Here is a 24798-nt window from a genome sequence, read left to right as displayed (position 1 = left end):
GTAATGACACAACAAAACGTGGTTCAGATAAAGGATAAGGCCCCTCAACGTGCACTTGATTCGTTAAACAGGGTCACCGGGCTCACGTGGAACTCATTGCCAAAATCACTGGTTGCAGGCGGGCGGGTAATTAATCGAATTGGTCAACAGACATACGCCCTCGAACGAAAAAGGGCGTAGGTAGCAGGAGTAGAAGGTAAACAGTAAAAATAGAACTTAAAGAGCAGCGCGCAATAAACCCTGCGTAAGAGAGAACTATGCAGACTCGCGTTTTATGCGGTTTTTAGCGTATCCGTTGTCGCCACTTCGGGTGTTGATTTTTGCACATGAAGCTCATCGACAAACGCCAATTGATCCTCACTTAAGCCAGCGCAACACGCTTTAATATATTCAGGGGTTCCCATGGACTCAATGGTGACGCAACCCGACAACATCAGCGAATAGTTCTCGCTAATAGCAGCCTCATCCACAACCATCGCATATTCACCCGTTCTATCTTTATAGCAGATCACTAACGAAACCGTCTGCTGGGCGCTATCAGGTACTCGCATCCAGGCCGCAGCATTAAACGTCAAACGCACCGGCCCTTGAGTGTTAACGGCTTGTGCAGCAGGCTTGGGTGATTTTCTGAGCATACTGAGAAAAGACTTGCGTTTTTTAGCATCTCGAAGCTCTTTAGGCGATGGGCCATCAATGTACTCAGCGCGAGGTACATCGGCCAGTTCTTTCAGTTTCAGGAATTTGGTAGGGATTTTTTCGTTCATTGGTAGATCCCACATAGACAATAGCAGTATAAAGGCAATTATTAGTGGCCAATATACGGCTATTCAGCAGGAAATACGTTGCACCAGTACTGCAACAACCAAAACTAACGCACAGACTAACAGTCCGTTACAAACAGCCCACATACACTTACACGGCGACAGAGTATGCAGTGAGCAGTAAGCAGTGTGCAGCGAGCTAATAGCGGGGTCGGCCTCAGCCGCTCAACGGTCTATAATATATAGTATGAAGAGTGATAATAGCCGGCCAAAAGAGCAGAAGAAAATACGTGTTTACTACGATGCATCCTGCGCGGGTTGCCGTAGAGACCGTAAACGCTATGATCAGATCGCCGGCAAAGACAAAGTCGAATGGTGCGATATTACCGGAAACGACGAACAACTAAAGGCACAAGGCATCGACCCGGAAGAGGCGGTCGTCAAACTCCATGTGCAAAACACGGAAGGGGTTATCACCAATGATATTGAAGCCTATGTATTACTTATCTCGGAAATACCCTGGCTAAAACCGCTTGCCTGGTTGCTCAACTTAAAATGGATTAAAGAGACGCTTCGATACATCTATCGCAGGTGGGTTTTGCGTCGTTTGAGAAAAGAGGGGCGGCTAAACTCTTAGACTTCCCACATACACACCTCAACCATTCATCATTCGGGTTAATTGGGTAATGGCATATCTGGAAATCTCTTCCAAGTCCTCTTGCCGCACCACAATCCCGTCATGGCTTAGCTTTACCAGACCATGCAAGGTCGCCCACATCATCTGGGCCAGCCTTAGCGGGTGCTGGTCTTTGTGAAGTACCCCTTGCTCATAAAATGCGCCAATAAGGTTCGCGTACTGTCGAAAACTGTCTTTAGCTGTTCTCTGTAGCCGCTCTGATGGGTTTTTGCGCCATAATTCACTGCCAAACATCAGCTCGTATTGAGTGGCGTTTTCTACCGCAAACCGAACATAGCCGAATATGCTTTGCTCTAGCCGCTCATCGAGTGACAGCGCTTCATTCTGTACCGTTTTCTTTAACAACCCGGTGAGCGTAATAAAACCTTGCTCGGCAACCGCCGCAAGCAGGTCATTCTTATCCTTAAAGTGGTGATAGGGGGCCGAGCGAGAGACGCCAGCCTTTTCTGCAATTTTCCTTAGCGATACGGCTTCAACCCCACCTTGTTGAATCATCTCAGCCGTCGTTTCAATCAGCTTACTTCGCAGGTCACCGTGGTGATAGGTTGATGCTTTACTGGTCATAAACTAAACATTACCAAAATATAAAAGAAGTGAACTGACAGCAGCACATACATATGAATGCACAAGTATAAAGATGACAAGCATGTTGTCACGTCATCTTGACAACGTCAACTTCAAGCCGTACCTTAACCATCTTGACACTGTCAATTTTAAAAATTCAGGAGAGTCCAATGAGTTTCAAAAGCCTTGAAGTCAGCATCGAAAACCATATTGCGCACGTTAAGCTAAATCGCCCTAATGAATTAAACTCGATGAACATCGACTTTTGGAAAGAACTCCCTGTTGCCATCAGTGAAATAGACCAGCAAGCTGAGGCTCGCGTTATTGTTATCTCTTCCACCGGCAAACATTTCTCGGCAGGTATGGATCTGGCGGTTTTCACCACCCCCAACAGCATACCGATGAATGGCGATCCGGCCCGCATGGCAGAAAACCTGCGAAGAGCTGTCCTTCAGCTACAGCAAGCCTTTAATGTACTGGAAGAAGTCAGGGTTCCTGTTTTAGCCGCTATTCAAGGTGGCTGTATTGGTGGAGCCGTTGATATGGTTAGCGCATGCGACAGTCGCTACTGCACCGAAGATACGTTTTTCACCATTAAAGAAACCCAGCTGGGCATGACGGCTGACCTCGGCACACTGCAACGCCTGCCTCACCTGATACCCCAAGGCGTTATGAGAGAACTGGCCTATACCGGCCGCAAGTTTGATGCCCAGGAGGCCAAAGAGATCGGCTTAGTCAACAAAATCTACCCCTCACAAGAGGCGATGCTGGAAGGGGTCATGGACGTTGCCCAACAAATTGCCAAGCAGTCGCCAATGGCAGTCGCTGGCTGTAAAGAGATGATCAACTACAGCCGCGACCATAGCGTGGCTGACAGCCTCAAGTATATGGCAACCTGGCAGTCTGGCATGTTCCGACCACAAGATATGATGAAGTGCTTCGGCGCAAAAGCGCAAAAGACAGACCCTGATTTCGAGCCTTTATTGCCGATTAAACCGCTTTTTAGCTAACTCAATTTAACAGTAAAGGGGTTATAATGGCGGCTGCATTCAATAGCTTATTCAGATAGAGAGCAGTCAGCCTGATGATAATCCCCTACCAGCAGCTCAGCGACGAAGCGGTTAATAATCTCATTGATGAATACTGCATGCGAGATTGGGGCTTAAACGAAACCGAAGAACCGCTAGAAAGCCGACGGCATCTGGTTAAAAAAGCGCTGAAAGATGGGCAGCTCGTGGTGCTCTACAGCGAGTATAACCAGTCAGTGTCACTCGCTCAGGCAGAGGGGCTGTAGCACCGGGTTCATTCATCAAAGCTAATAGCCAAAACAGGGCTGGTTGGTGTTGCCTGACAGGTCAAGATATAGCCCTCCTCCACCTCTTCGTCTTCCAATGCCATATTGTCTCTCATGGTTGCTGAGCCTTCTACAATCTTTGCTTTACAGGTGCCACATCCTCCAAATTGACATGCGTGAGGTAAATCATCACGGATTTTTAAGGCTTCATTAAGCACAAAGTCATCCTTTGGGCTCAGACGAAACTCTATCGACTCTCCTTCAAATATAACCTTTATTTGGCTACCCGCTTCTGACTGAGTGTTTTTATCTAACTTGTTGGTGGTGCTTTTTTGGGTATCCGCTGTAAACAATTCCCGCTGTATGCAGCCAGCACTCACCGCGTTATCAATCAGAACCTGCTGCAAGGTATCTGTCATTCCCTGGGGGCCGCAAAGATGCCAGCTGTCGGCACGACTCAAATCAGGTAGCTCGCGCAATAATGTTTTAATCTGAACGGGGATACCCGGCCTGTCGGTTGACGCGATACTGCTGGTATTATTATTCAATGTGCTGGCTACGGCATGGTGTATCAGCTGTTCACTCTCTGCACCCTCAGAGAAAAACGGCACACAGAAAAAGCGCCCGGAAAACGCCGCCAACATTGACGTTAGCTCATCCCGAAACATCATGCTCTGCTCCGACCGGTTCGCATAAAACAAAACAAAACGACTGCTCGGCTCATTTTTCATCACCGTTGTAATCATCGACATGATGGGAGTAATCCCGCTCCCCCCTGCGATGCCTACATACAGTTTACTGATTAATACCGTCTCCCCATCACGACGGGGTGAGAGTTTAAAGTGGCCCATTGGCGGCATCACTTCAATCTCTTCATCAGCTTCAAAGTGATTCACCGCGTGAGATGAAAATTGGCCCCCCTCTACTTGCCGAATGGCCACACTGATATCGCCCGAATCTATAGGCGAACAAATGGAATAGCAACGGGATACCCGCTTGCCTTCAATGTTTGTTCTAAGTGTCAGGTATTGACCCGGCTCAAACCGGTATAGCGCCTCTAAATGAGGAGGAACATTAAAGGTCAGCATGACACTATCAGCGGTGAGAGGGCGTACCTCTGAAAGCGTTAGACTATGGTAGGTGGTATCAATATTTTTTGTTTCAGGCATCGTTGAATCTCGTTCTAACAAATAAGCATACGTCATCGTGCTGGGTATATCCGAAGACACTACTAACAACTTTTATGTGACATTGTTTGATGTTTCATTATTAAATGTATTATAGTTACATCAACCTTTGCAAGTCATTATTTCGTTCGCTTGTGACCCGTATCAACAGAATATTGAACGGCACGGTACTGCTTAACAGGCCGTTCAGGTAATTAATTTTTAGATTAGGATGAGGAAAAAATGAACGAACAACATCAATACAATTTGGATTACTTTCATGCTCTGGCTGAGGGCGAGGCCCCTCAATTTCTCTCAGAGTTTACACATCAACAGCTGGACCACTTGCGTCACTTTGTCGATAGTGTCATTACGCGGGAAGAAGATGGCCTTAACAAGCTGTATGAATCAATGGCGATGATGATGAAATATGTGCCGAATTTTATTTTGCACTCAATTGCACCGAAATATATCGAACCCACAATCGCTGCCAGAATTACCAGTAAACTTACAATCAAACAAATCCTCGGCGTCACCGCCGGATTGCCTATTGAGTACATTGGAGACTCGGCAGTAAACATGGATTCTGCGCTATCCGCAGAAGTATTGGCAGGGCTAAAAAAGAAGACCGCATTGCAGGTTATTGAATACACCAGCAAAGCTCACCCTCTCGCCATGCTCGATATCCTTGCCCATGCCCAGCCCTCAGTACGTGCTCATGCGACAAGGTTTTTTGATATTGACCAGCTAGAAAAGGCTGGCCTGAACCCAGACCGTCAGAAAACAATTACAGCGCTCAAGCTTGCTCACTAGCCTCTCGCTCGGTTTAAAGTGCAAACCGGCTCAGCTCATTGACTGCCGGTATTCTGAGGGTGCCATGCCGGTCTGAGTTCGAAACGCCCGGGTAAAATTCGCCGCATCGCTATATCCTAGCTCTTGAGCAATCTGGCTGATGCTAAGCGTATCCTGCTCCAGCATATGCCTGGCTCTTAAGGTTATGGTTTCGTTTGAAATCTCGCGAAAACTTGTTCCTTCCCGCTTTAGCAAACGATGCAGCGTTCGAACACTCATAAACAACTCTTTGGCGATGTCTTCCTGCGATGGATGTGACACCCCTTTGAAATGAAGCAATCGACGTTGAATCCCGGTACTTAAGCTTCGATCCATCTCGGGAAGTTGTTCCATAAGCTCGTCACACTGCTTAACACTCATGTTGAATGAGCCGTGATTGGCCAGCGGCAGTGGTTCATCCAATACATCAGAAGGGATGATAATACGATTATACTCGCGCCCTCCTCGCAGCTGCAGTTTTGGCTGATCAACAAAGGCCTGATGATACGACGCCAGGTTGTGTTTTACTTCCAGCTTAACGGTCGGCATTTTATCGAGTAACACGAATTTTGCCATCGTATAAAGGCTGGCCAACGCTGCCTCCAACAGCGCCTTTTCAACCTCGGCTTTTACCGGATACGTCATCTCTAACACAATAAACGTCTGTCCCTGTTTCTCCTCTATTCTAATATCCAACAACGGTAGTACGATCGGCATATACTGGTTCGCTATCGACAATGCATCACGCGCTGTGGGACTACTTAACGCAGCATAGCCAACAATACCAAACGCACTGAGGTTTAACCGCGTGCCATAATCCAGGGCAATTCCAGGCCGGCACAGCTCAACAATATTCAACATCAGAGCCTCAAGCTGCAGCACACACACTTTGTAATTTTCTTCCCAAAGTGCCGATTCCGGTATTTGGGTATCGCGCAATAAACTCGCTACATCGACACCCTCTTCTCTCGCCATTGCAATCAATGGCGGGAAATAACGAAAATCAAATACTCTATCTCGGGGGCTAAACGTAAACATATATTCTTCGCATAACAGCTTATTCAGTTAGCTCAGTTTCAACTAAAGGTCGGTCAGATTCAACGCCTACAAATGTCTACTATTTAGTTTAGGCCAAAAATGACAAGCCAATGGCTATAACTAACCTGCTTATTCAATTTGGTTGATTAAGAATAGATTACAACCAGAAGCATTAATGCCTGTATTCGAGTATCAACATACACGCATTAATAGACGTGTCGTAAGTGAGGTTAGGTATGAACGCCCCAACACCATCTGTTAATCAAGTTTCCCAAACTGATACAGCACTCCTTCAACGCAAGGTGTCATTTGATTTTTCCGCATCACCTTTGCACTGGATTCCAAATGACCCGTACACTAGCCATTTTATCAGCGTAATTCACACCATACTGCCCGCCGGAGAGTTTTTCTTTTGCCGGCTCTATAACAAAGCACTGCCCTATATTGACGATGAAAAGTTAAAGCAGGACGTCAAAGGCTTTATTAAACAAGAAGCGATGCACGCCAAAGCACACACTGGCGGTATATCTAACTTTTTGGAAAACCAGGAGATGGAAGTCGGCAGTTTTATCAAACAAGTCGAGTGGCTGTTTGATAGTGTGCTGCATGACAAACCTTTTGGCCGCAAAGTGCCCAAACAGCTGGAGCGTGACTGGCTGGTATTACGTTTAGGCCTTATCGCTGCGGTAGAACACTTTACCTGTGTACTGGGGAAGTATGCATTAGAGAACACACAATGGGATCATGAAGGCGCAGACCCGACCATTCTCGACATACTTCGCTGGCATGCGTCGGAGGAAATAGAGCACCGTAGCGTTGCCTTTGACGTCTATCAGCATCTGGGCGGCAACTATCCCATGCGATACCTGCAAATGCTTATTGCCTTCCCGGTCGTCATCGGGCTATGGGTGAAAGGTTCCAGTCATTTAATGGCTCAGGACTCCAGCATCGCTTCCAAACGGCCTAAAGCGTTCGGTGTGTATTTTTGGCGCGAGTGGCAGCGCAAATCGAAAAGCGGCCACCTTCCATCGTTACTGTGGCTTGCCCGGCAAGCATCCCGATATTTTAGCCCGAGCTATAACCCGGCCATTGAAGCCAGTACAGAGCAAGCCCAAGCCTATCTTGCCCAATCTCCAGCAGCACTTCGAGCAGCTGCCATTAACGCGGCCTGACTCGTGTTAACCAATACATGGGCAAGCATTGGCCAGAATTTAAAGAGCTGGCCCTGTTAGATAACGAGGTAACTACCATGCAGAAACTTGATCACTTTACCGAAAATGAGCTGGAACGATTTAAAGAGGTGCAGAAGCTGGCTTATGACAGCGTACAGTCAGTCGAGCAGCAGCTCGTGCCCGGCATGACAGAAAAACAGGCAGCACAATTGATTAAAGATTATCTGGACGAACGTGGAGTAGACAGCTACCTGCACAAACCGTTTGCCTGGTTTGGTGACCGTACCGCGTTTACAGGCTTCTGGTCGGATTTTCACTTTTTCCCTACCAATAGAACACTAGAGGTCGGGATGCCGGTCATTCTGGATGTTGCCCCAACAGTCGCAGGCTATACCGCCGATATAGGCTATAGCCTGTCGTTTGGGTGCGAACACTCGGTATTAACAGAAATAAAAGCCACCTTATTACAGATTCGTGAGTACATACTGCAAGAAATTCTCGCAGAGCGAACATTCAAGCAGGTCTACCAAGGTGTCGACCGCATGATCGCCGACGCAGGTTTTTGTAACGCCCATCAAATTTATCCACGACGTGTATTAGGGCACCGGGTGACCAAAACACACACCTCGCTTTATGACAACGTTTCCATCTTCGGGTTTAGCGCACGCCAGCTTCAATGGTTGGTACCTGGCGCTATACAAGGGGTATTCAGACAGCCTTCGCCACTATGGAACGACCTTAAAGAATCCGACCACCCTCCACTACCGGGCGCGTGGGCCGTCGAGCCGCACTTGGCCAGTAGAGACGGGCAAACTGGTGCCAAGTGGGAAGAAATCCTCGTTATCACTGAAGACACCGCCTATTGGCTTGATGATAACGTACCTCACATGGCAAGCACGCTTCAGCCAAACAGTAAAACCGTGGCAGCGTAACAAGGGGCTTATTATGCAAGCATTAACGGTTCAACGAGATGACATTGAGTTATATGTACAGGTTCATGGCGATAGCCAAAAACCCAGCATTGTATTATTACACGGCTACCCTGATAGCCACGCCAGCTGGCACCATCAAATTGATGCCCTTAAACAGGATTTTCAAGTCATTACCTTTGATATGCGAGGCGTAGGCCAATCCACATGGTCGGCTCGTCGCAATGCCTACCATATGAATCACCTGCTGGCTGATATAGAGGCTGTGATTAACGCGTCAGTCGGCGCGCAGGGCCAGGTTCACCTTGTTGGCCACGACTGGGGGTCGGTCATCGGTTGGTCATTTATTTCAGATGCCCGCTACGCACGCCGGGTTTTATCCTATACCAGTATGTCGGGCCCTCACTTGCGCTTAATGCTGGACTGGGCCCGTCGAAATATCCTATCGGGTAACCCTAAACGCATAGCCCAAGCCCTTAGACAGGGGCTGTTTTCATGGTACGTCTATCTATTCAATATTCCGGTACTACCTGAGTTTATATTCAGACAATTCGGGAAAACCATCTGGCAAAAGATACTGTCTAGCAATGGTGTCGACCATGGCGATAGCTACCTGAATACCAATCAGTCAGAGGTAGAAGGTATCTGCCTCAACACGCTTAACCTTTACCGTCAAAACCCTCTCAATCCGCCCGAACTTCCTGAACCAAAGAGCATTGATGTGCCGGTACAGCTATTAATCCCTCGTCAGGACCGATTCGTCTCCGAGCAACTTTTTGAGTTTTATGATGAATATGTCAACACGCTCCATCGCCACTATATCGATGGCAAGCATTGGGCACATCATAGTCATCAGGCATTGTTTAACAGCCAGATCAAGCAGTTTATTACCCAAGTTGATCACTCCGTGTGAGCCCCATTTTAAGGAGTATGCGACATCGAATTACGACTAATTAACTAGAAATTAATTGTAATAGACACTTGCTAACACCTCTGACTTATGTGACATTAATTAATGTCACATAAAGAAAGGAGAATAATGATGACTATTTCTATCAGCCCAACGTTAAGAGATATCAGGTTTAATCTGCCCGCCCACAATGTCACTCATTGGCATAAAGACGGGATGAATGTCTCTCAGTACCTTAACACTATGAGCTTGTTTCTGCCCGTTGGCGAACGTTTTTTTATCAAATCCGTTCGTCTGTTCCGTAAACAGGTAACCGATAAGGCTTTGCTCAAATCCATGAGCGCCTTTATCGGCCAGGAGGCCATGCATGGTCGTGAGCACGACGAGCTCAACAAACTACTGGAACAATCAGGTACTCCAGCCAAAGCACAAGAAAAAATTGTAGAACGCTTGCTAGACTTCGCACAGCGCGTCGCTCCGCCTGAACATCAGCTGGCCGCAACCATCAGCTTGGAACACCTCACCGGGTTATTGGCAGACTCATTGCTAAACAATCCCGATAGTCTGGATGGTTCAGACGAACGTTATAGTGCCATGTGGCGCTGGCACGCCTACGAAGAAACCGAGCATAAAGCGGTTGCCTTTGATGTATACCAGCATGTGATGGGAAACAACCTTAACGCCTATTTGTTGCGTTGCTTCTGGCTGGTCACGGCCACCTCTATTTACTTTGCATTGCAATATCCTTTTTACATTGAAAATGTGCGCCGCCAAAACGGCATGCGCGACGTAAAAGGCTGGATTAAAGGCGTAAATTTTCTATGGGGAAAACCAGGGCTAAAACGCCAATGCGTCGGTGCCTGGTTAGACTGGTTTAAACCCGGATTTCACCCTTGGGATCATGATAACCGTCATCACTTGGAGAAGTTTGAAGAGTTATTAAAGCCTGTTCTCAATAACGACCCTGAGTATCAAGCCGCAGACGCCGCCATGAGTTAACAAACGAGTTCAGATACCTCACTCTTTCCGCTGCGACCGGGACTGGCCGGGAGCCACCACAGAAGGAATATACTATGAGTAAGCAATCAATTGTGCACCATAAAATCGCTATCATCGGTACGGGATTTTCCGGGCTGGGGATGGCCATTCAATTAAAGCAATCCGGTGAAGAAGACTTTGTTGTATTTGAAAAAGAGTCAGGTGTAGGCGGAACCTGGCGAGTTAACCACTACCCCGGCTGCGCCTGCGATGTGCCGTCTCATCTATATTCATTTTCTTTTGCCCAAAAACCTGACTGGACGCGAATGTTTGCGCCTCAACACGAGATCAGATCCTATCTGGAGTACTGTGCCGACCAGTATAAAATCATGCCACATGTCAGGCTAAAAACGGCGGTAAATAGCGCTCGCTGGGACGACAACAATGGCCATTGGCGAGTAGAAGATGACAGCGGCAGGCAATATTCCGCTGATGTTTTGATTGCAGGCGCTGGGGGCTTATCGATACCCAGCTACCCCTCAATCGACGGAATGGATAAATTTAAAGGTAAAACCTTTCACTCCCAGAACTGGGATCATGACTACGACCTGAAGGGAAAACGGGTTGCCGTGATAGGTACTGGAGCCTCTGCTATTCAATTTGTTCCCCATGTCCAACGGCAGGCCGCAAGCCTGTCACTATACCAGCGCACGCCCCCCTGGATTTTGCCTAAACCTGACCGCGCCATATCCAAAGTCGAAAAGCGCCTTTTCAAGTATAGCCCCCGCTCGCAACAACTGTTTCGCGATGCTTTGTACTGGCTTTATGAAAGCCGTGCAGTCGGCTTTTCGTTTGACCCACGGGTTATGTCTCTGGCCAAACACTGGGCACTGAAACATATCAAAGCACAGATCAAAGACCCCCAGTTACGGGATAAGGTGACTCCAGACTATACCATCGGCTGCAAACGCATACTGATGTCCGATGATTACTACAGCGCGTTGGATCAGCAGAATGCAGAGGTCATCACCAATGGCATTGCAGAAGTCACCGCCAATAGCATCATCACCAAAGACGGTAACGAGCAAAAAGTAGATGCGATTATTTTTGGTACCGGCTTCAAGGCAACCGACCCCATTCCACGCGGTTTTCTATTTGGTCGTAATGGTCAGGATATCAATGATGCATGGGCAAACGGCCCAGAGGCCTATAAAGGAACCACCGTTGCCGGGTTCCCCAATCTGTTCATTCTGATGGGGCCAAACACGGGCCTGGGGCACAATTCAATGGTGTACATGATCGAATCACAAATCGCCTATGTGAAAAGTGCATTAACGTTTATGAGTCAACAGAAAACACCGTTTATTGATGTCTCAGCAAACCGGCAGCAAGACTATAATAAAAAAATCCAGAAAAAATTAACCGGCACGGTATGGGATTCCGGCGGCTGCCAAAGTTGGTATATACATCCGGCCAGCGGTAAAAATGTAACGCTGTGGCCCGGCTTTACTTGGCAATTCCGCTTGCAAACCCGGAGTTTTGACCCGTCTGCGTACTATACTGACCCGATCTACAATCAATATTCGGGCAAACAGCACCCACGCAAACAGGTTAAAACGCGTAAGTCCTCTTCACCCCAACCAATCCTTCAAACAACAAAGGCTCCCGCATGAATGAATTTAACGGAAAAGTGGCTGCAATCACCGGCGCAGCTTCAGGTATAGGCCGCGCATTAGCTCTTGAGCTGGCAACCCAAGGGTGTCATCTGGCGCTCTGTGACGTTGATAAAAAAGGCCTAAAGGAGACTTCAGCAGAAGCAGCCGCTATGGGCGTTAACGTGACGACCAAAACAGTAGACGTCGCCAACCGGAAAGCCGTGCACGACTGGGCAGACGCGGTGGTCAAAGACCATGGCAAGGTTAATATGATTTTCAATAATGCCGGGGTAGCACTGGGTGGCACCGTTGAAGAGACAACCTATGAAGATTACGAGTGGATTATTGGTATTAATCTATGGGGCGTCATATATGGCACCAAGGCCTTTCTTCCCTATATCAAACAAGCCGCAGAGCCTGGTCATATCGTCAATATATCGAGCGTTTTTGGCCTTTTCTCTCAGCCGACTCAAAGTGGGTATAACTTGTCGAAGTTTGCTGTCCGGGGATTCACTGAATCATTGCGGCAGGAACTGGATCTGGAGCAGTGCGATGTCACCGCCACCTCAATTCACCCAGGTGGCATTCAAACCAACATAGCGCGCAACGCCAGAATGACCCAGAGCGTTGAAAACCTCACCGGTAACGCCAGCGCTGAGAATTTGAGGGATCAGTTTGAGTCACTGTTTATGACAACACCAGAAAAGGCTGCCAACGTCATATTAAAAGGTATTAAGAGTAAAAAACGGCGGGTCTTGATCGGGCCAGATGCCAAAGTGCTCGACATGATGCAACGCTGCTTGCCGGTTAGTTACCAGCGGTTGGTGACCAGCTCATTTAAATGGGTTAGCCGATAGAATAAAGGGGCTTATGGCCCCTTTAAATCAAGACTCGTTGGACTTTTCGAGGTTTTTAATCAACATCTCCAGTTTGTCGCCCAGCAAGTGGTTAGCTGCATTTTCCATTGCCCTTGCAAGCTCTGCATGCACCGCCATTTCAGCCAAAGGGCGCAAACGCCAAATTAACTCTGCAAGGGCAGGCATATCTTCTTCAGGGGGCATTGCATCATTGTCATACTTGTCCAGTACATGATCAGCCACCAACTTAACCAATTCGCTGGCCACCTGCTCAACATTGCCGCGCAGCATTTTAATAATATCTAACAATTTCTCAAACGGGATACCCGTTGCAACCAGCTCAGCCCCGGCATTCAATGTGCGCATACTGCGAACTTGAAGGTGCTTACCGTCTTCTTCAATCCTGAAAAGGTCAAGCTCAACCGCCTTACTCACCGCCTCCATCGTAACCTTGTTGTTATACAACTCCAGTACCGACTCCATCGACATCCGCACGGGGGCTTCATCCGTCCATGGCGAGGTCAGTGCTGATTCGATCCCCATGAAATTGCGTAAATCCATCCCTTTTTCAAGGGCTTGCAACAGGTCGCCAATCGAATTAAGCGTATAACCACGCTCCAGCAGATCAGCAATTAATCGCAGCCTGGAGTAGTGCGCATTGGAGTAGATACCCTTGCGGCCACGTAACTTAGGGGGTGGAAGCAGCCCGCGATCCTGATAAGCCCGGATATTCCGGGTGGTTGACTCTACCGCCCTTGCCAGTTCGTCAATGGTGTACTCTTTATCTGGAAAGGTGAGAGATTGCTCCGTCTCTTTTTTAAGATTAGGAGCATACTGGGCGATAAAATTAAGCGTTGAATCGGGCAATGTCATAGTCGTTCAGATAGTTAGCTATCATCCAAATTAAAGAATAACCATAAATACATAGGGTAGTGTAACACTAGCGCCCAGTATATCGAAACGGCGTATATCGAAACGGCGTATGGCTGGGTATATATGCTTTATCACCCCTCATCACCATAGCGTTGGGGCGAACACAATACCCTCCCTCAGGAGTGCTATGTTAGTATCGTTTATAATTAATGCTCGATTTTACTTTATCATCACACACTCACTGGAAAAACAGGCAGCCTAAATGAGATCGTTCTCCGACGTTTTTGAAGATTGGTCAAGAAAGCGACAGGTTAAAAAAACCAATCGTCTCAAAACTGAAAAGCTTCTCTCCTTTCTCAATACGGCTGATCAGGAGCAGAAAGCAACGCTACTGGCCATGGCCACTGTTTTTCGTTCAAGAGTGATTGACCGGTCTGAGCAACTGTCCGGTACGCTTTACAGCCCGATGCAGAGTGCCGATAAAAAAAGACGGCTGATTTTTGAGTTGCTGCAAGCGGTTCAGAACAAAATGCAGGATGAGATGAAAACGGTTAAGTCGCAATTGAAAAAGTTGCAGCTCACACCCGACAGTCAGCCCCAGGAACACTGGGAACTCTCTATTCTCGGAATGGATTTGTGGCTCATCACCTTGGGCGCAACCATTGATAACCGGCAACTGGCAAACTTGAAACACGTGTGGCATGAGCTTGACAGCGCGGCCCCCGAACTCCCCCATACGATCAAAAGACTCAGGTCACTTGAAGAAGCAGGTCATGACCCGGCCCACACCATGTTTGGTGACATAGACGATCAAACATGGCTAGAAAAAAGCGGCTATAGACCGGCGTGGTTTTAACGGATACCCAGCGCCGTTAGAAACTATAGTCTTCTAGCCGTTTAAGCTGTGAAAAGAGAGAGAAACCCAAGGTCTCTGACAGCGATTTAGCTCTATCTTCAAGCTTTTTCTGGCTAAGCTGTGAGGGTCTCTTGCCCGCCAGAATGGTCCAGTTCCCTCCCGGAACAGTGCACACTTTGGTTTCAGGAAACCAGTCCATAATCGAGCGTAGCCCCTCTGCTTCACCTCGGTGGTTTTGCCAACAGTTGAGCACCAGCCAGCCATCATCAGACAACAAGTCATGACAACGCTCGATAAACGCGGGCTCTAACTGCTGCTCATCAAGCCCTTCCGGGCCGTATAGATCGCAAAAAATAAGATCACTGCTGCCAGGTTTGGCTTTTCTTAAATAGCGCCCTGCATCCTTGACCTGAATATCAACGCGTTCATCCCGTGGCAACTGAAAAAAACGATAGGCCGTATCAACCACTGCTTGCCGCAGTTCGATGACCTGTAAGTATGTGGATGGGAAATGATGGTAGATACTGCTAACCAAGCTGCCTCCCCCGAGCCCTAAAAAAGTCACGTTTTTAGGTGTGTGAAACAGAAGCACCAGCATCATCGAGCGTGCATACTCGTGCAACAACAACTGCGGTTCTGTTTTCATCAGGCAACTTTGCTCGTCTCCAGAACCAAAACCCAGGTAGCGTTTATTGCCATCATCAAACACCTGAATAGGGCCATGTTCATCAAATGTTCGATATATTTCTTTGCCAGGAAGGGCCATAGTTACCACTTATTAAACGAGTACAGACATAAACGGCGCCATTATCCGTGAATAAGACAGGAACTGGCAAACAATACAGCGCTAATTTTATTTGACTGGCCAACCAGGCATATCCGCCTTCACGGTTGGTGGTATTTGTCCCGTGTCATCAATGCGCAATAATTAAACACCTGTTTGAAAGCCTGACTATGACTGCGCTTTCGTAAGCTATCAAAAAGATATTAAGGAAGTTATCCACAGAAACTGTGTATAGTTTTAAAATAGCGTACCGATCAATCTGCCGATTTACAGACCTCATACGTGGAGCCTCCCCCCCCTTTCATGTCCTCAAATCAAAGAAACAGGGAATTAGTATGAATCACCTAAAATGGACAGGCAGAATGTGTGACATACATCACACTAACATGATTGTAAAATACCACCTATTGGAGGATATACAAATGAATCATGCTCGACTCATGTATACAAGGCCGCTCACGTTTTCTATTTTTTTAGCGGTTTTTATTGAGATGATTAACCTTGCGCTATTTGGCTTTTTAACCGGCTCTACCGACCATCTGGTCGACAAAATACTTTGGACAATCGGGGTAGGCGGTGTAGGTATGGGCTCCGTATTAGGCGTCTTTATCGTTTTTTCACTGGTTGGCCAAGTTCGCGGGAAACAAGCCGTCGCCGGGACTGTTTTTTACTCCGTTTTAATATTGGGTGTGGTCGCTAAGCTCGCCGCAATCAAGATGGAAATGATCAATATTACCTTTAATCTGAGCGAGTGGTCGGTGCTTTATTTTGTGAATGGTGTCGCCACGGCCGCTGCAGGCGGAGCGCTGTTAGGCTGGTTACTGTTTACTCAAAGTGGCAACCGCTCTTTGGCCCGCTTTGGTTTCTAAGCCTGCGCCATTGAAACGTCGCATAGCGGGTCTCTATGCCCGCTATCACTGCTGCCCTGCTTTTGAGTGCCCCGCCATTAACCCAGCTAGTACGATAACGTCAACCACTAGCCCTTAAACACTTTTCAGCCACGATTTATTTGTGTGGTATAGTTCGCTTAACCTTATCACATAGTCTTAATTAACCTTTCAATGGCAACAGAACGATGAGTGGTTCACTACAAGATCAATTATTGAATATGGGGCTGGCCAACAAAAAACAGGCCCAGGAAGCTAAAGCCCACAAGCGCAAAAAAGCCAAGAAAACCAAAAACGCGAAAAAGGCGGGCGAGCTGCCAGAAGACGTTCTCGCTAAAGAACAAAAGGCAGCTGCCGCTCGTGAAGAGCAGATTAAACGCGACAAAGAGTTAAACCTGAAACGGCAGGCAGAAAAAGAAAAACGCGCAGCCGAGGCTGAAATAAAGCAGCTGATTGAGAGCAATACCGTCGAGATACCCGAAAAAGACAGTGATATTGCCTATAACTTTGTTCACGGCACCCAGATTAAAAAGATTTACGTTAACAAAGAGCTGCAAACGAGGTTGGTGAAGGGGCTATTGTCTATTGCCATCTATGGCGATAGTTACCGCTTGGTGCCAGTAGATATTGCCGAGCGAATTCACAAACGAGACCCTGATATGGCGATCTGTATCGAGCAAAAAAATGACATCGACCCTGATGACCCCTATGCAGATTACCAAGTGCCTGATGACTTGATGTGGTAGTTATCGGCCATATCACATCACGACGATACAGGCGTTAGCCCTCCGCGAGCCGCCCATTCGCGGGGGCAACAACGCCTCCCCGTTAGACTACCCGCACTTTAATAACGTGCTCGACCTCATAAATAGATGCCAATAGCGCCTCGGTCGGCTCGCTCTCTACATCGATAATATTGTACGCAATATCGTCGCGACTCTTATTAAGCATATCGGTCACATTCACATTTTTATCAGCCAATATCGATAGAACATGCCCCAGCACACCCGGCACATTATGATTACAGAAGGTGATTCTTGGACCGCCTGACCGCTCCATTGTTAAGTTGGGAAAGTTCACCGAATTTTTGATATTGCCATTTTCCAGAAAGTCGACCAGCTGATCCGCCGCCATCACCGCGCAGTTATCTTCTGCTTCTGCCGTGCTGGCCCCGATATGGGGGGTAAAAATTACATCATCACGTCCAATCAGCTCAGGAATCGGAAAATCACTGACATACTTAGATAAACGCCCCTCATTAAGCGCCGAAATAACCGCCTCATTATCAACAATTTCACTTCTGGAAAAGTTCAATAGCACCGCGCCCGGCTTCGCTTGGGACAGGTTCTCGCCATTAACCATCTTGCGGGTTGCCTCAATAGAGGGAACATGAAGCGATATAAAATCAGAGCGAGCCATCAAGGAGCTAAGATTATCCATTTTCTTAATTCGACTCGATAAACGCCATGCCGCTTCGATGGAAATAGCCGGGTCATACCCTACCACATTCATCCCTAGCGCCAGCGCCATATCCGCCAGCATAGAGCCAATCGCTCCGAGCCCGACAATGCCCAATGTTTTGCCCGCCAGCTCGCTCCCTTTGAACTGCTTTTTCTTTGCTTCCATTTGCTTGGCCAGTTCTTTGGGCGGCACCGTTGTCCCCAGTTGACCAATAAAATTTATGCCCTCTGTGACCCCTCTACAACTCAATAACAGTCCGGTCAGTACCAACTCTTTAACCGCATTGGCGTTGGCCCCTGGCGTATTAAACACCACAATCCCCGCTGCAGAGCATTGGCTCACGGGTACATTATTAACACCGGCACCTGCTCGGGCAATTGCGGTAACGCCATCAGGCAAGGTTTCGTCCAGCAGGTTATGGCTACGCAAGATAATCGCGTGGGGCGAGCTGATTTCACTGCCCACTTCATATCGCTCGCGGGAAAACCGGTTAAGCCCTTTAACAGAGATTTGGTTATAGCTTCGAATTTTAAATGATTGAGACGGATTTTGAGGGTGAATCACGGTGCAGCTCCTTTTTTATTTTAATAACCCACACATAACCGAATTATGCGTGGGCTGGGTGCTTACTGCTGTCGTGTTGCTTTTCTAGAGTCCTCGATGTGCTGTTGGGAGTTAGCTAACTTCTTGATAACCCCATGCTAACCAAGGCATGAGCGCTTTCAGGTCACTTTCTTCAACGGTACTGCCACACCAGATGCGCAGTCCGGCGGGGGCATCCCGATAGGCCCCGATATCGAACGCGACGCCTTCTTGCTCCAGTAATTTGGCGAGCTGCTTGGTTTGCTCTTCAGTCAGATCAAGCGTTAAGCACACACTGGTGTTGGAGCGGGTCTCGGTGGTTGCCGCCAAAAAGTGTATCCAGCTGTGTTGCTCGACAAATGACTCAATAACCGCCAGGTTTTTACGGGACTTCTCGATGCAAGACGATACACCGCCAATCTGTCCAACCCAGTCCAGTGCGTCCAGATAATCGGCAACACATAACATTGAAGGGGTGTTAATGGTGGCCCCTTGAAAAATACCCTCAATTAGCTTGCCGCCCTTGGTCAGGCGGAAGATTTTAGGCAACGGCCAAGGCGGATTGTAACTCTCCAACCGTTCAACCGCTCGCGGGCTGAGAATAAGCATGCCATGAGCGCCCTCTCCCCCCAATACTTTTTGCCAACTAAAGGTAATGACATCAAGCTTTTCCCAATCCAATTCCATGGCAAAAACCGCCGATGTGGCATCACAAAATGTCAGGCCTTCACGGGTATCACTGATCCAGTCTGCATTTGGCACCCGCACACCGGACGTGGTGCCGTTCCAGGTGAAAATAACATCGTGCTCAGGGTTAGCCTTGCTCAAATCAGGCAGCTCACCATAATCGGCCACGTAACTGTTTACATTATCCAGTTTTAGCTGCTTAACAACATCGGTCTGCCACTCTTTGCCGAATGATTCCCAGGCAAACACATCGACCGGACGAGCCCCCAGCATTGACCACATCGCCATTTCCATAGCCCCCGTATCTGACGCAGGCACCACACCCACTCGATAGCCTTCTGGTAAACCGAGCATTTCTGCGGTATCAAAGCACGCTCTCTCAAGTGCAGATTTGCCGACTTTTGCCCGGTGTGAGCGGCCAAGTGTCGCAGTATCCAGTTGATCAAGACGGTAGCCAGGGCGCTTACTACAGGGGCCAGATGAAAAGTTGGGGTTTAAGGGTTTGCTAGCAGGTTTCATTAGAAGTCCTTGAATTTGAGATTGATAAAGATATAAACATCTCAGCGATATTCGTCAAGCAGAATGGGTGAATATCATCCGGTAATCGCGTAAGCTTGCAACCTATTAATCACCGAAAGGCTTGATGCTATGCTGCTTTTCAGCAGTGCTATTTTAAACCTCCGTGTTTAAGCCGAGCATTTTTTACGCATACGTTATTCGTACACAGGGAAGCAATATGTCGCAACACAAACTGGCTGGTCAGCCCGTTCCAGATGAAATGCTGATCAACATTCCTCGATTAATAAGCGCCTACTATTCAGAACAACCGAACCCCGAAAACCCGGACGAGTGTGTCGCGTTTGGTACTTCAGGCCACAGAGGCAGTGCTTTCAAACGGAGCTTTAACGAACATCATATCTTAGCCATCTCGCAAGCCGTTTGTGAACACCGAAGCGCAAATGGAATCAACGGCCCACTGTTTATGGGGATGGATACTCACGCGCTATCCGAGCCCGCATTAATCTCCGCCATCGAGGTATTTGCAGCCAATCAGGTCAACGTAAAAATACAAGCGGGCCGAGGCTATACCCCTACTCCGGTTATTTCCCACGCTATCCTGACTTACAATGCTGATAAAAATGCACATGCAGATGAAAGCCGCACCGAGTTGGCTGACGGCGTGGTCATAACCCCCTCTCATAACCCCCCAGAAGATGGCGGCTTTAAGTACAATCCACCCAACGGTGGCCCGGCTGATACCGATGTGACCCAGTGGGTTCAGGATAGGGCCAACCAACTAATAAAAGATGATCTTCGCGAAGTCAAAAGAGTCCCTTTTCAGCAGGCGATTAACTCTGCATATATTGCAGAATATGACTATATAACCCCCTACGTAGAGTCGCTTGATCAAGTCATTGATATGGCGGCCATTGCCCGCTCAGGGCTGAAAATTGGCGTAGACCCCATGGGGGGCTCAGGCATCGACTTCTGGGAGCCCATCGCTCAGCATTATGGCTTGGACTTACAGCTGGTAAACAAAAAAGTAGACCCGACCTTTTCATTTATGCGTGTCGATAAAGACGGCAAAGTCCGTATGGACTGCTCATCCTCTGCCGCGATGGCAGGGTTGATTGAGTTAAAAGACCGCTTCGATATCGCCTTTGGTAATGACCCAGACTATGATCGACACGGCATCGTCACCAAAAGCTCAGGCCTGCTCAACCCTAATCACTATCTGGCAGTCGCCATCGAGTACCTTTTCAAAACCCGCACCCAATGGCCTTCATCAACCGCAATTGGTAAAACCCTGGTCTCCAGTGCCATGGTTGACCGCGTTGCCAACCAACTTGAGCGAGAGTTAGTCGAGGTACCGGTCGGCTTTAAATGGTTTGTGGATGGCCTGGCCAACGGGCGCTTTGGTTTTGGCGGCGAAGAGAGCGCGGGCGCATCATTCTTACGTAAAGATGGCACCGTTTGGAGTACCGACAAAGACGGTATTATCCTCAACCTGCTGGCTGCTGAAATGACCGCCGTCACCGGAAAAGACCCTGGTCAACTCTACGCAGAGCTAACGGAGCGCCATGGCACGCCGCTTTACGCGCGCATTGAAGCTCCAGCAAATAGAGAGCAAAAAGCCGCGCTGAAAAAACTCTCAACCGACCAACTCACCGCAGAAACGCTTGCAGGCGACCCAATAGAAACCTGCCTAACCCATGCCTCAGGCAATGGTGCCGCTATCGGCGGGCTTAAAGTCATCACACAAAATGGTTGGTTTGCCGCACGCCCTTCAGGCACGGAAGATATCTATAAAATCTATGCCGAAAGCTTCTGCGGAGATGACCACTTACAGCAGATTCTAAAAGAAGCCCAACAGCTAGTAGACTCGGTTATTAGCTAATGCAACTCATGGTGCGTGCAGGCATTTACGCTTGCACGCATTGTGAAGATTAATTCCAACGCCCTTTTGTGCATGCCGTATTGCACTTTCGAACCTTACCCCAAACGTGCTTCCACACTCACCAAACATATCAAGCAACTGATGCCAGACGGCCCTCACAGGACATTGCAACCTCGTTTAAAACACGCCTCAAAAAAATGCCGCTGTATAATACCTGATGAGTCTTAATAATAATGAGCGTACCAAGGGTAGATGGAGAGCTTGGTCTGCAATGACTGAATAGGTCTATCTATTTGTTCCAAAAGGATTTTTAAAATCGTCCATGACTCGATGTATTTAAATAATACTTAAAAGCCCGTACAATCAGTAGTACTCTATTGACCATGTTGAACTAAACCGCTTCGCGGTAGCTTTTCGTTAGCCTCAGACATCCTGCAAGATCTCATTGTTCGACCAAACTTATCTCCAGCCAATATCGGCTGATTCTAAAGGAGATAAGAGATGACTCCATTACGTCAGAAAATGATTGACCTTATGCTGGTCAAGAGATTTTCTCCCCGCACTCAGCAAAGTTACCTATATAGTGTCCAGTCATTGGCACAATACTATCATTGCTCACCGGATCAACTGGGGCAGGATGAGATTCAGCGTTATCTGATTTACTTGGTGAAAGAGAAGAATCTGGCGGCAAACAGCTGTCGTTTGCAACTGAACGGCATCCGTTTTTTCTTTCACCATGTGTTAAAACGACCCCCTTATCATTTGGTTCTGCATTATCCTCGTCGCCCGCTACAGATACCGGAACTATTAAGTCGTAGTGAAGCGTTGCGTATTGTGAATGCTCCGCAGAACCTCAAACACCGAACTCAGTTGAAGTTGTGTTATGGCTGTGGTTTACGGGTCAGTGAAGTGGTGGCCGTACGGATTAAGGATATCGATGGCGAGCGTCAGTTGCTCCGGGTCGAGCAAGGGAAAGGCGCTAAAGATCGGTTTGTTCCGCTGTCGCCAAGGCTATTGGAACAGTTGCGAGAATATTGGAGACACTACCGTCCCCGAGAGCACCTGTTTGATTCAAACCATCTTGGTCATGCCACTGGAGTTTCAACTGTCCAAAGAGTCTACACCCGCAGTAAAAAGCAGGCGGGAGTCACGAAAAAAGGCGGTATTCATGCACTACGCCATGCCTTTGCTACCCAGCAACTGGAAGCGGGATTGCCGATTCACTTGCTCCAGTGTTGGTTAGGGCACAAGGATATCCATACCACGATGCGCTATGTTCACTGGGTGCCGCACTATCAAGCTGGTCGGAGCTGTTTTGCCGACTTATTGGACAAGGGAGGCTATCATGCTCCCGATTAAAATGTCTGACGTATTAGCTCAATTTGGAGCATCCTATTCGAAACAGTACCCTTTGCGCCCAGAGCAGCAACAGGTAGTCACTTGCATAAAGCAGTGCCGCACCGGAGTTTTGGGCGGTGTGCAGCTACACTGTAACCATTGTGGGTTTGAGCGTTCTCACTATTACTCATGCCGAAACCGGCACTGCCCTCAATGTCAGCAGCAGGCTTCTCAAGCTTGGCGTGACCAGCGGCAGCAGGATCTATTGCCAGTCCCATACTTCCACCTGGTGTTTACGCTACCGCATTCACTCAACGGGTGGGTAAGGCTGCACCCGAGAGAGATCTACGGGTTACTCTTCAATGCTGTTTGGCAAACACTAAAGCAGTTTGCCAGTGATCCGAAACGCCTGGATGGGCAGTTGGGTATGACAGCAGTGCTGCATACTTGGGGGCAACAGCTTGATCAACATGTCCACTTGCATTGTCTTATTCCCGCAGGCGCCTGGAATCAGGAAACTCAGCAATGGCACCCCGCTCGATCATCGTACCTGTTTCCGGTTAAGGCCCTATCCAGGGGATACCGGGGCCGTATGGTGAGTTTGTTGCGGCAAGCGTATGGAAACGGGGAGTTGGAGGGCATAACGCGCAAGGGAGAGGTCGATAAACTGCTGAATGAGTTAATGGGGAAAAACTGGGTTGTTTACACCAAAACATGTCATGGAAATCCTGAACGAGTGCTGGATTACCTGGCCCGTTATACCCATCGAATTGCCATCAGTGAATCACGTCTGCTAGAGCTAAAAGAGGAGTCTGTGCGGTTTCGCTGGAAGGACTACCGGGATGGCCAGCATAAAATAATGCAGCTAGCCGGCATAGAGTTTTTGCGGCGATTTTTGCAGCATGTGTTACCCAAAGCATTTATGCGCATTAGACATTATGGTTTTCTATCGAACCGGTACCGGAAAATTAAACTAGAGGCCATCAGGAAAAAACTGATGAACACAAACAGTCGGGATGCTACGACCCGTTCCGCAATGGATACAGAAGAAAATGATATAAAGGTAAAAAGTGCATCCGTGTGGTATTGCAGTCGCTGTAAGTCGATAGATACCCGAATATTGCCATGGATTGCACTATTAAAGGAGCGCCCGAGAATGATCTAAACCAAAGAAAGCAGTCAAGGTAATATATGATATAAAAATCGTCAGAGGTCGTCTCTGGGGAGAAGTGCGGAACAAAAACAGTGCTTATCACTTAAACAACTAAAAGTCGGTGTATTTAGAGTTAAGAAGACTATATGAAATGATGATTAGCCAGCAAAAATCATAGAGCAGCAAGAAGATTGCTTGTCTCTCACATACCTCACCTCATACAATCCCTATATAAAGAAGCCGTGCTAGGCGGCTTAGTCCAACAGACGTTTATGCGCCATGCTTCGCACAGCGCATAAACGCTAAGATGTTAGGCACAAGAAGGAACGAGATGGGTTCTACATATAGATATCTTTCTAATAAAGATGAAAACAAAGAAATATTTGAGTGGTTCTCGTCTTATGTAGTGGAAAAAATGGAGTCAAAAGGAGTTACTCATTTTTGGTTTAAAGAAATTGGGACTCTTGTCTATTCCGACAATGAGGTCATTGATCAGAAGAAATCACCAATTGTTTCTGTTTACCCCGTAAAACGAGTAAGAGGCGCATTGCTCTCAGTTGGAGAGGTTCATTTCTTGCCTGAAAAAATGAAGGATTCATTTCCTGAGCTTGATTCAATCAATAGAAAATTCGGGTCTTGGCTTAAGAAGAAAGAGTTAGTATTTTCCAATAAGTCTAGCTTTGAAGGGGCTTGGAATTATTACCTTGAAGGCTCTGTTAAGAATTATTCACAAGAAATATATGCATTTCCGTCTGGGCTAAATTTGCTAAAAAATGGGCAATATTTTGTTTCAGATAACGATACAAAAGGTATGCTAGAGACTGTTTGTAAAAAATTAGCATTGCGTGGTGTAGAGTGCGCAGAAAGTGCCTAATCGGGTAACCGGGGGTATCTAGCCCCCAGTCCCCACAACACCCTGCATGCGGG

At 47.7% G+C, this 24798-nt stretch carries 26 protein-coding genes; 18 read left to right on the top strand and 8 right to left on the bottom strand.

All coding sequences use genetic code 11. The features are described 5' to 3' along the window. Positions 1 to 3: 3 nt before the first annotated feature. Positions 4 to 180 (top strand): hypothetical protein, encoded by a 177-nt coding sequence (locus MY523_RS19310; protein ID WP_250656313.1) that lies wholly within the window; start codon positions 4 to 6, stop codon positions 178 to 180. Between the two features lie 92 nt (positions 181 to 272). Here MY523_RS19310 and MY523_RS19305 read toward each other — a convergent pair whose 3' ends face one another. Next, positions 273 to 764, bottom strand: coding sequence for a hypothetical protein (locus MY523_RS19305; RefSeq protein WP_250656312.1), 492 nt, complete (start codon positions 762 to 764; stop codon positions 273 to 275). Positions 765 to 1008: 244 nt separating this feature from the next. On the opposite strand from MY523_RS19305, the gene MY523_RS19300 reads away from it, so the two are divergent. Continuing rightward, a complete protein-coding gene (locus MY523_RS19300) occupies positions 1009 to 1398 on the top strand; it encodes a DCC1-like thiol-disulfide oxidoreductase family protein (RefSeq protein WP_250656311.1) in 390 nt (129 codons plus the stop codon). Between the two features lie 18 nt (positions 1399 to 1416). Here MY523_RS19300 and MY523_RS19295 read toward each other — a convergent pair whose 3' ends face one another. Next, positions 1417 to 2022 (bottom strand): TetR/AcrR family transcriptional regulator, encoded by a 606-nt coding sequence (locus tag MY523_RS19295; RefSeq protein WP_250656310.1) that lies wholly within the window; start codon positions 2020 to 2022, stop codon positions 1417 to 1419. A 170-nt stretch (positions 2023 to 2192) separates the two neighbouring features. On the opposite strand from MY523_RS19295, the gene MY523_RS19290 reads away from it, so the two are divergent. Together MY523_RS19290 and MY523_RS19285 are read left to right on the top strand one after the other, a co-directional pair. Next, entirely contained in the window at positions 2193 to 3032 is an 840-nt protein-coding gene (locus MY523_RS19290) for a crotonase/enoyl-CoA hydratase family protein (RefSeq protein ID WP_250656309.1), read from the top strand. Between the two features lie 74 nt (positions 3033 to 3106). After that, complete coding sequence (locus MY523_RS19285; protein ID WP_250656308.1) at positions 3107 to 3316, top strand: YheU family protein; 210 nt, start codon at positions 3107 to 3109, stop codon at positions 3314 to 3316. 8 nt (positions 3317 to 3324) lie between these two features. Here the strand turns inward: MY523_RS19285 and MY523_RS19280 are convergent, their stop codons facing one another. Next, positions 3325 to 4485, bottom strand: a complete 1161-nt coding sequence (locus tag MY523_RS19280) for a 2Fe-2S iron-sulfur cluster-binding protein (protein ID WP_250656307.1) — start codon at positions 4483 to 4485, stop codon at positions 3325 to 3327. 240 nt (positions 4486 to 4725) lie between these two features. On the opposite strand from MY523_RS19280, the gene MY523_RS19275 reads away from it, so the two are divergent. Continuing rightward, positions 4726 to 5295, top strand: a complete 570-nt coding sequence (locus tag MY523_RS19275) for a hypothetical protein (protein ID WP_250656306.1) — start codon at positions 4726 to 4728, stop codon at positions 5293 to 5295. Between the two features lie 30 nt (positions 5296 to 5325). Here the strand turns inward: MY523_RS19275 and MY523_RS19270 are convergent, their stop codons facing one another. Then, positions 5326 to 6351 (bottom strand): AraC family transcriptional regulator, encoded by a 1026-nt coding sequence (locus tag MY523_RS19270; RefSeq protein ID WP_250656305.1) that lies wholly within the window; start codon positions 6349 to 6351, stop codon positions 5326 to 5328. 236 nt (positions 6352 to 6587) lie between these two features. Between MY523_RS19270 and MY523_RS19265 the strand changes: the two genes are divergently transcribed. The 6 genes from MY523_RS19265 (at position 6588) to MY523_RS19240 (ending at position 12852) form a co-directional block, all read left to right on the top strand. Then, positions 6588 to 7523 (top strand): metal-dependent hydrolase, encoded by a 936-nt coding sequence (locus MY523_RS19265; protein ID WP_250656304.1) that lies wholly within the window; start codon positions 6588 to 6590, stop codon positions 7521 to 7523. Positions 7524 to 7600: 77 nt separating this feature from the next. Beyond that, positions 7601 to 8455, top strand: a complete 855-nt coding sequence (locus tag MY523_RS19260) for a M24 family metallopeptidase (RefSeq protein WP_250656303.1) — start codon at positions 7601 to 7603, stop codon at positions 8453 to 8455. Positions 8456 to 8468: 13 nt separating this feature from the next. Continuing rightward, positions 8469 to 9365 carry an alpha/beta fold hydrolase gene (locus tag MY523_RS19255; RefSeq protein ID WP_250656302.1) on the top strand — a complete coding sequence of 299 codons (897 nt, stop codon included), beginning with the start codon at positions 8469 to 8471 and terminating at the stop codon, positions 9363 to 9365. A 126-nt stretch (positions 9366 to 9491) separates the two neighbouring features. Beyond that, entirely contained in the window at positions 9492 to 10361 is an 870-nt protein-coding gene (locus MY523_RS19250) for a metal-dependent hydrolase (protein ID WP_250656301.1), read from the top strand. 74 nt (positions 10362 to 10435) lie between these two features. Further along, positions 10436 to 12013, top strand: coding sequence for a flavin-containing monooxygenase (locus MY523_RS19245; protein WP_250656300.1), 1578 nt, complete (start codon positions 10436 to 10438; stop codon positions 12011 to 12013). Further along, a complete protein-coding gene (locus MY523_RS19240; protein WP_250656299.1) occupies positions 12010 to 12852 on the top strand; it encodes an SDR family NAD(P)-dependent oxidoreductase in 843 nt (280 codons plus the stop codon). Before MY523_RS19245 ends, MY523_RS19240 begins: the two co-directional genes overlap by 4 nt. Positions 12853 to 12879: 27 nt before the next feature. Here the strand turns inward: MY523_RS19240 and MY523_RS19235 are convergent, their stop codons facing one another. Then, complete coding sequence (locus tag MY523_RS19235) at positions 12880 to 13725, bottom strand: MerR family transcriptional regulator (RefSeq protein ID WP_250656298.1); 846 nt, start codon at positions 13723 to 13725, stop codon at positions 12880 to 12882. 262 nt (positions 13726 to 13987) lie between these two features. On the opposite strand from MY523_RS19235, the gene MY523_RS19230 reads away from it, so the two are divergent. Further along, positions 13988 to 14581 (top strand): hypothetical protein, encoded by a 594-nt coding sequence (locus tag MY523_RS19230; protein ID WP_250656297.1) that lies wholly within the window; start codon positions 13988 to 13990, stop codon positions 14579 to 14581. A gap of 16 nt (positions 14582 to 14597) precedes the next feature. Here the strand turns inward: MY523_RS19230 and MY523_RS19225 are convergent, their stop codons facing one another. Then, positions 14598 to 15347, bottom strand: coding sequence for a spermidine synthase (locus tag MY523_RS19225; RefSeq protein WP_250656296.1), 750 nt, complete (start codon positions 15345 to 15347; stop codon positions 14598 to 14600). Positions 15348 to 15700: 353 nt separating this feature from the next. Here MY523_RS19225 and MY523_RS19220 point away from each other — a divergent pair, with 353 nt between their 5' ends. Both MY523_RS19220 and MY523_RS19215 read left to right on the top strand, forming a co-directional pair. Next, positions 15701 to 16234 (top strand): hypothetical protein, encoded by a 534-nt coding sequence (locus tag MY523_RS19220; protein ID WP_250656295.1) that lies wholly within the window; start codon positions 15701 to 15703, stop codon positions 16232 to 16234. A 206-nt stretch (positions 16235 to 16440) separates the two neighbouring features. After that, positions 16441 to 16998, top strand: a complete 558-nt coding sequence (locus tag MY523_RS19215) for a DUF2058 domain-containing protein (protein WP_250656294.1) — start codon at positions 16441 to 16443, stop codon at positions 16996 to 16998. A gap of 82 nt (positions 16999 to 17080) precedes the next feature. Here the strand turns inward: MY523_RS19215 and MY523_RS19210 are convergent, their stop codons facing one another. Next, entirely contained in the window at positions 17081 to 18277 is a 1197-nt protein-coding gene (locus MY523_RS19210) for a phosphoglycerate dehydrogenase (RefSeq protein WP_250656293.1), read from the bottom strand. A gap of 111 nt (positions 18278 to 18388) precedes the next feature. Further along, positions 18389 to 19501: a phosphoserine transaminase gene (locus MY523_RS19205; RefSeq protein ID WP_250656292.1), complete on the bottom strand. Its 1113-nt coding sequence runs from the start codon at positions 19499 to 19501 to the stop codon at positions 18389 to 18391. Between the two features lie 217 nt (positions 19502 to 19718). Here MY523_RS19205 and pgm point away from each other — a divergent pair, with 217 nt between their 5' ends. The 4 genes from pgm to MY523_RS19185 all read left to right on the top strand — a co-directional run bounded on the left by pgm (position 19719) and on the right by MY523_RS19185 (position 24745). Beyond that, the gene (gene pgm, locus MY523_RS19200) at positions 19719 to 21380 is read left to right on the top strand and encodes a phosphoglucomutase (alpha-D-glucose-1,6-bisphosphate-dependent) (RefSeq protein ID WP_250656291.1); all 1662 of its coding nucleotides are present in this window, start codon (positions 19719 to 19721) and stop codon (positions 21378 to 21380) included. 501 nt (positions 21381 to 21881) lie between these two features. Then, the gene (locus MY523_RS19195; RefSeq protein ID WP_250656290.1) at positions 21882 to 22739 is read left to right on the top strand and encodes a tyrosine-type recombinase/integrase; all 858 of its coding nucleotides are present in this window, start codon (positions 21882 to 21884) and stop codon (positions 22737 to 22739) included. Further along, a complete protein-coding gene (locus MY523_RS19190; protein WP_250656289.1) occupies positions 22726 to 23883 on the top strand; it encodes an IS91 family transposase in 1158 nt (385 codons plus the stop codon). The genes MY523_RS19195 and MY523_RS19190 overlap by 14 nt, the downstream gene beginning before the upstream one ends. 319 nt (positions 23884 to 24202) lie before the next feature. Continuing rightward, complete coding sequence (locus MY523_RS19185; RefSeq protein ID WP_250656288.1) at positions 24203 to 24745, top strand: hypothetical protein; 543 nt, start codon at positions 24203 to 24205, stop codon at positions 24743 to 24745. Positions 24746 to 24798 lie beyond the last annotated feature (53 nt).

It is taken from the genome of Alkalimarinus coralli, from assembly GCF_023650515.1.
Lineage (GTDB): Bacteria > Pseudomonadota > Gammaproteobacteria > Pseudomonadales > Oleiphilaceae > Alkalimarinus > Alkalimarinus coralli.
This window is presented reverse-complemented; position numbering and strand designations above follow the sequence as displayed.

Coding starts and splice junctions, on each gene's coding strand:
- MY523_RS19310 (WP_250656313.1), top strand. CDS start 4: ATGACACAACAAAACGTGGTTCAGATAAAGGATAAGGCCCCTCAACGT.
- MY523_RS19305 (WP_250656312.1), bottom strand. CDS start 764: ATGAACGAAAAAATCCCTACCAAATTCCTGAAACTGAAAGAACTGGCC.
- MY523_RS19300 (WP_250656311.1), top strand. CDS start 1,009: ATGAAGAGTGATAATAGCCGGCCAAAAGAGCAGAAGAAAATACGTGTT.
- MY523_RS19295 (WP_250656310.1), bottom strand. CDS start 2,022: ATGACCAGTAAAGCATCAACCTATCACCACGGTGACCTGCGAAGTAAG.
- MY523_RS19290 (WP_250656309.1), top strand. CDS start 2,193: ATGAGTTTCAAAAGCCTTGAAGTCAGCATCGAAAACCATATTGCGCAC.
- MY523_RS19285 (WP_250656308.1), top strand. CDS start 3,107: ATGATAATCCCCTACCAGCAGCTCAGCGACGAAGCGGTTAATAATCTC.
- MY523_RS19280 (WP_250656307.1), bottom strand. CDS start 4,485: ATGCCTGAAACAAAAAATATTGATACCACCTACCATAGTCTAACGCTT.
- MY523_RS19275 (WP_250656306.1), top strand. CDS start 4,726: ATGAACGAACAACATCAATACAATTTGGATTACTTTCATGCTCTGGCT.
- MY523_RS19270 (WP_250656305.1), bottom strand. CDS start 6,351: ATGTTTACGTTTAGCCCCCGAGATAGAGTATTTGATTTTCGTTATTTC.
- MY523_RS19265 (WP_250656304.1), top strand. CDS start 6,588: ATGAACGCCCCAACACCATCTGTTAATCAAGTTTCCCAAACTGATACA.
- MY523_RS19260 (WP_250656303.1), top strand. CDS start 7,601: ATGCAGAAACTTGATCACTTTACCGAAAATGAGCTGGAACGATTTAAA.
- MY523_RS19255 (WP_250656302.1), top strand. CDS start 8,469: ATGCAAGCATTAACGGTTCAACGAGATGACATTGAGTTATATGTACAG.
- MY523_RS19250 (WP_250656301.1), top strand. CDS start 9,492: ATGATGACTATTTCTATCAGCCCAACGTTAAGAGATATCAGGTTTAAT.
- MY523_RS19245 (WP_250656300.1), top strand. CDS start 10,436: ATGAGTAAGCAATCAATTGTGCACCATAAAATCGCTATCATCGGTACG.
- MY523_RS19240 (WP_250656299.1), top strand. CDS start 12,010: ATGAATGAATTTAACGGAAAAGTGGCTGCAATCACCGGCGCAGCTTCA.
- MY523_RS19235 (WP_250656298.1), bottom strand. CDS start 13,725: ATGACATTGCCCGATTCAACGCTTAATTTTATCGCCCAGTATGCTCCT.
- MY523_RS19230 (WP_250656297.1), top strand. CDS start 13,988: ATGAGATCGTTCTCCGACGTTTTTGAAGATTGGTCAAGAAAGCGACAG.
- MY523_RS19225 (WP_250656296.1), bottom strand. CDS start 15,347: ATGGCCCTTCCTGGCAAAGAAATATATCGAACATTTGATGAACATGGC.
- MY523_RS19220 (WP_250656295.1), top strand. CDS start 15,701: ATGAATCACCTAAAATGGACAGGCAGAATGTGTGACATACATCACACT.
- MY523_RS19215 (WP_250656294.1), top strand. CDS start 16,441: ATGAGTGGTTCACTACAAGATCAATTATTGAATATGGGGCTGGCCAAC.
- MY523_RS19205 (WP_250656292.1), bottom strand. CDS start 19,501: ATGAAACCTGCTAGCAAACCCTTAAACCCCAACTTTTCATCTGGCCCC.
- pgm (WP_250656291.1), top strand. CDS start 19,719: ATGTCGCAACACAAACTGGCTGGTCAGCCCGTTCCAGATGAAATGCTG.
- MY523_RS19195 (WP_250656290.1), top strand. CDS start 21,882: ATGACTCCATTACGTCAGAAAATGATTGACCTTATGCTGGTCAAGAGA.
- MY523_RS19190 (WP_250656289.1), top strand. CDS start 22,726: ATGCTCCCGATTAAAATGTCTGACGTATTAGCTCAATTTGGAGCATCC.
- MY523_RS19185 (WP_250656288.1), top strand. CDS start 24,203: ATGGGTTCTACATATAGATATCTTTCTAATAAAGATGAAAACAAAGAA.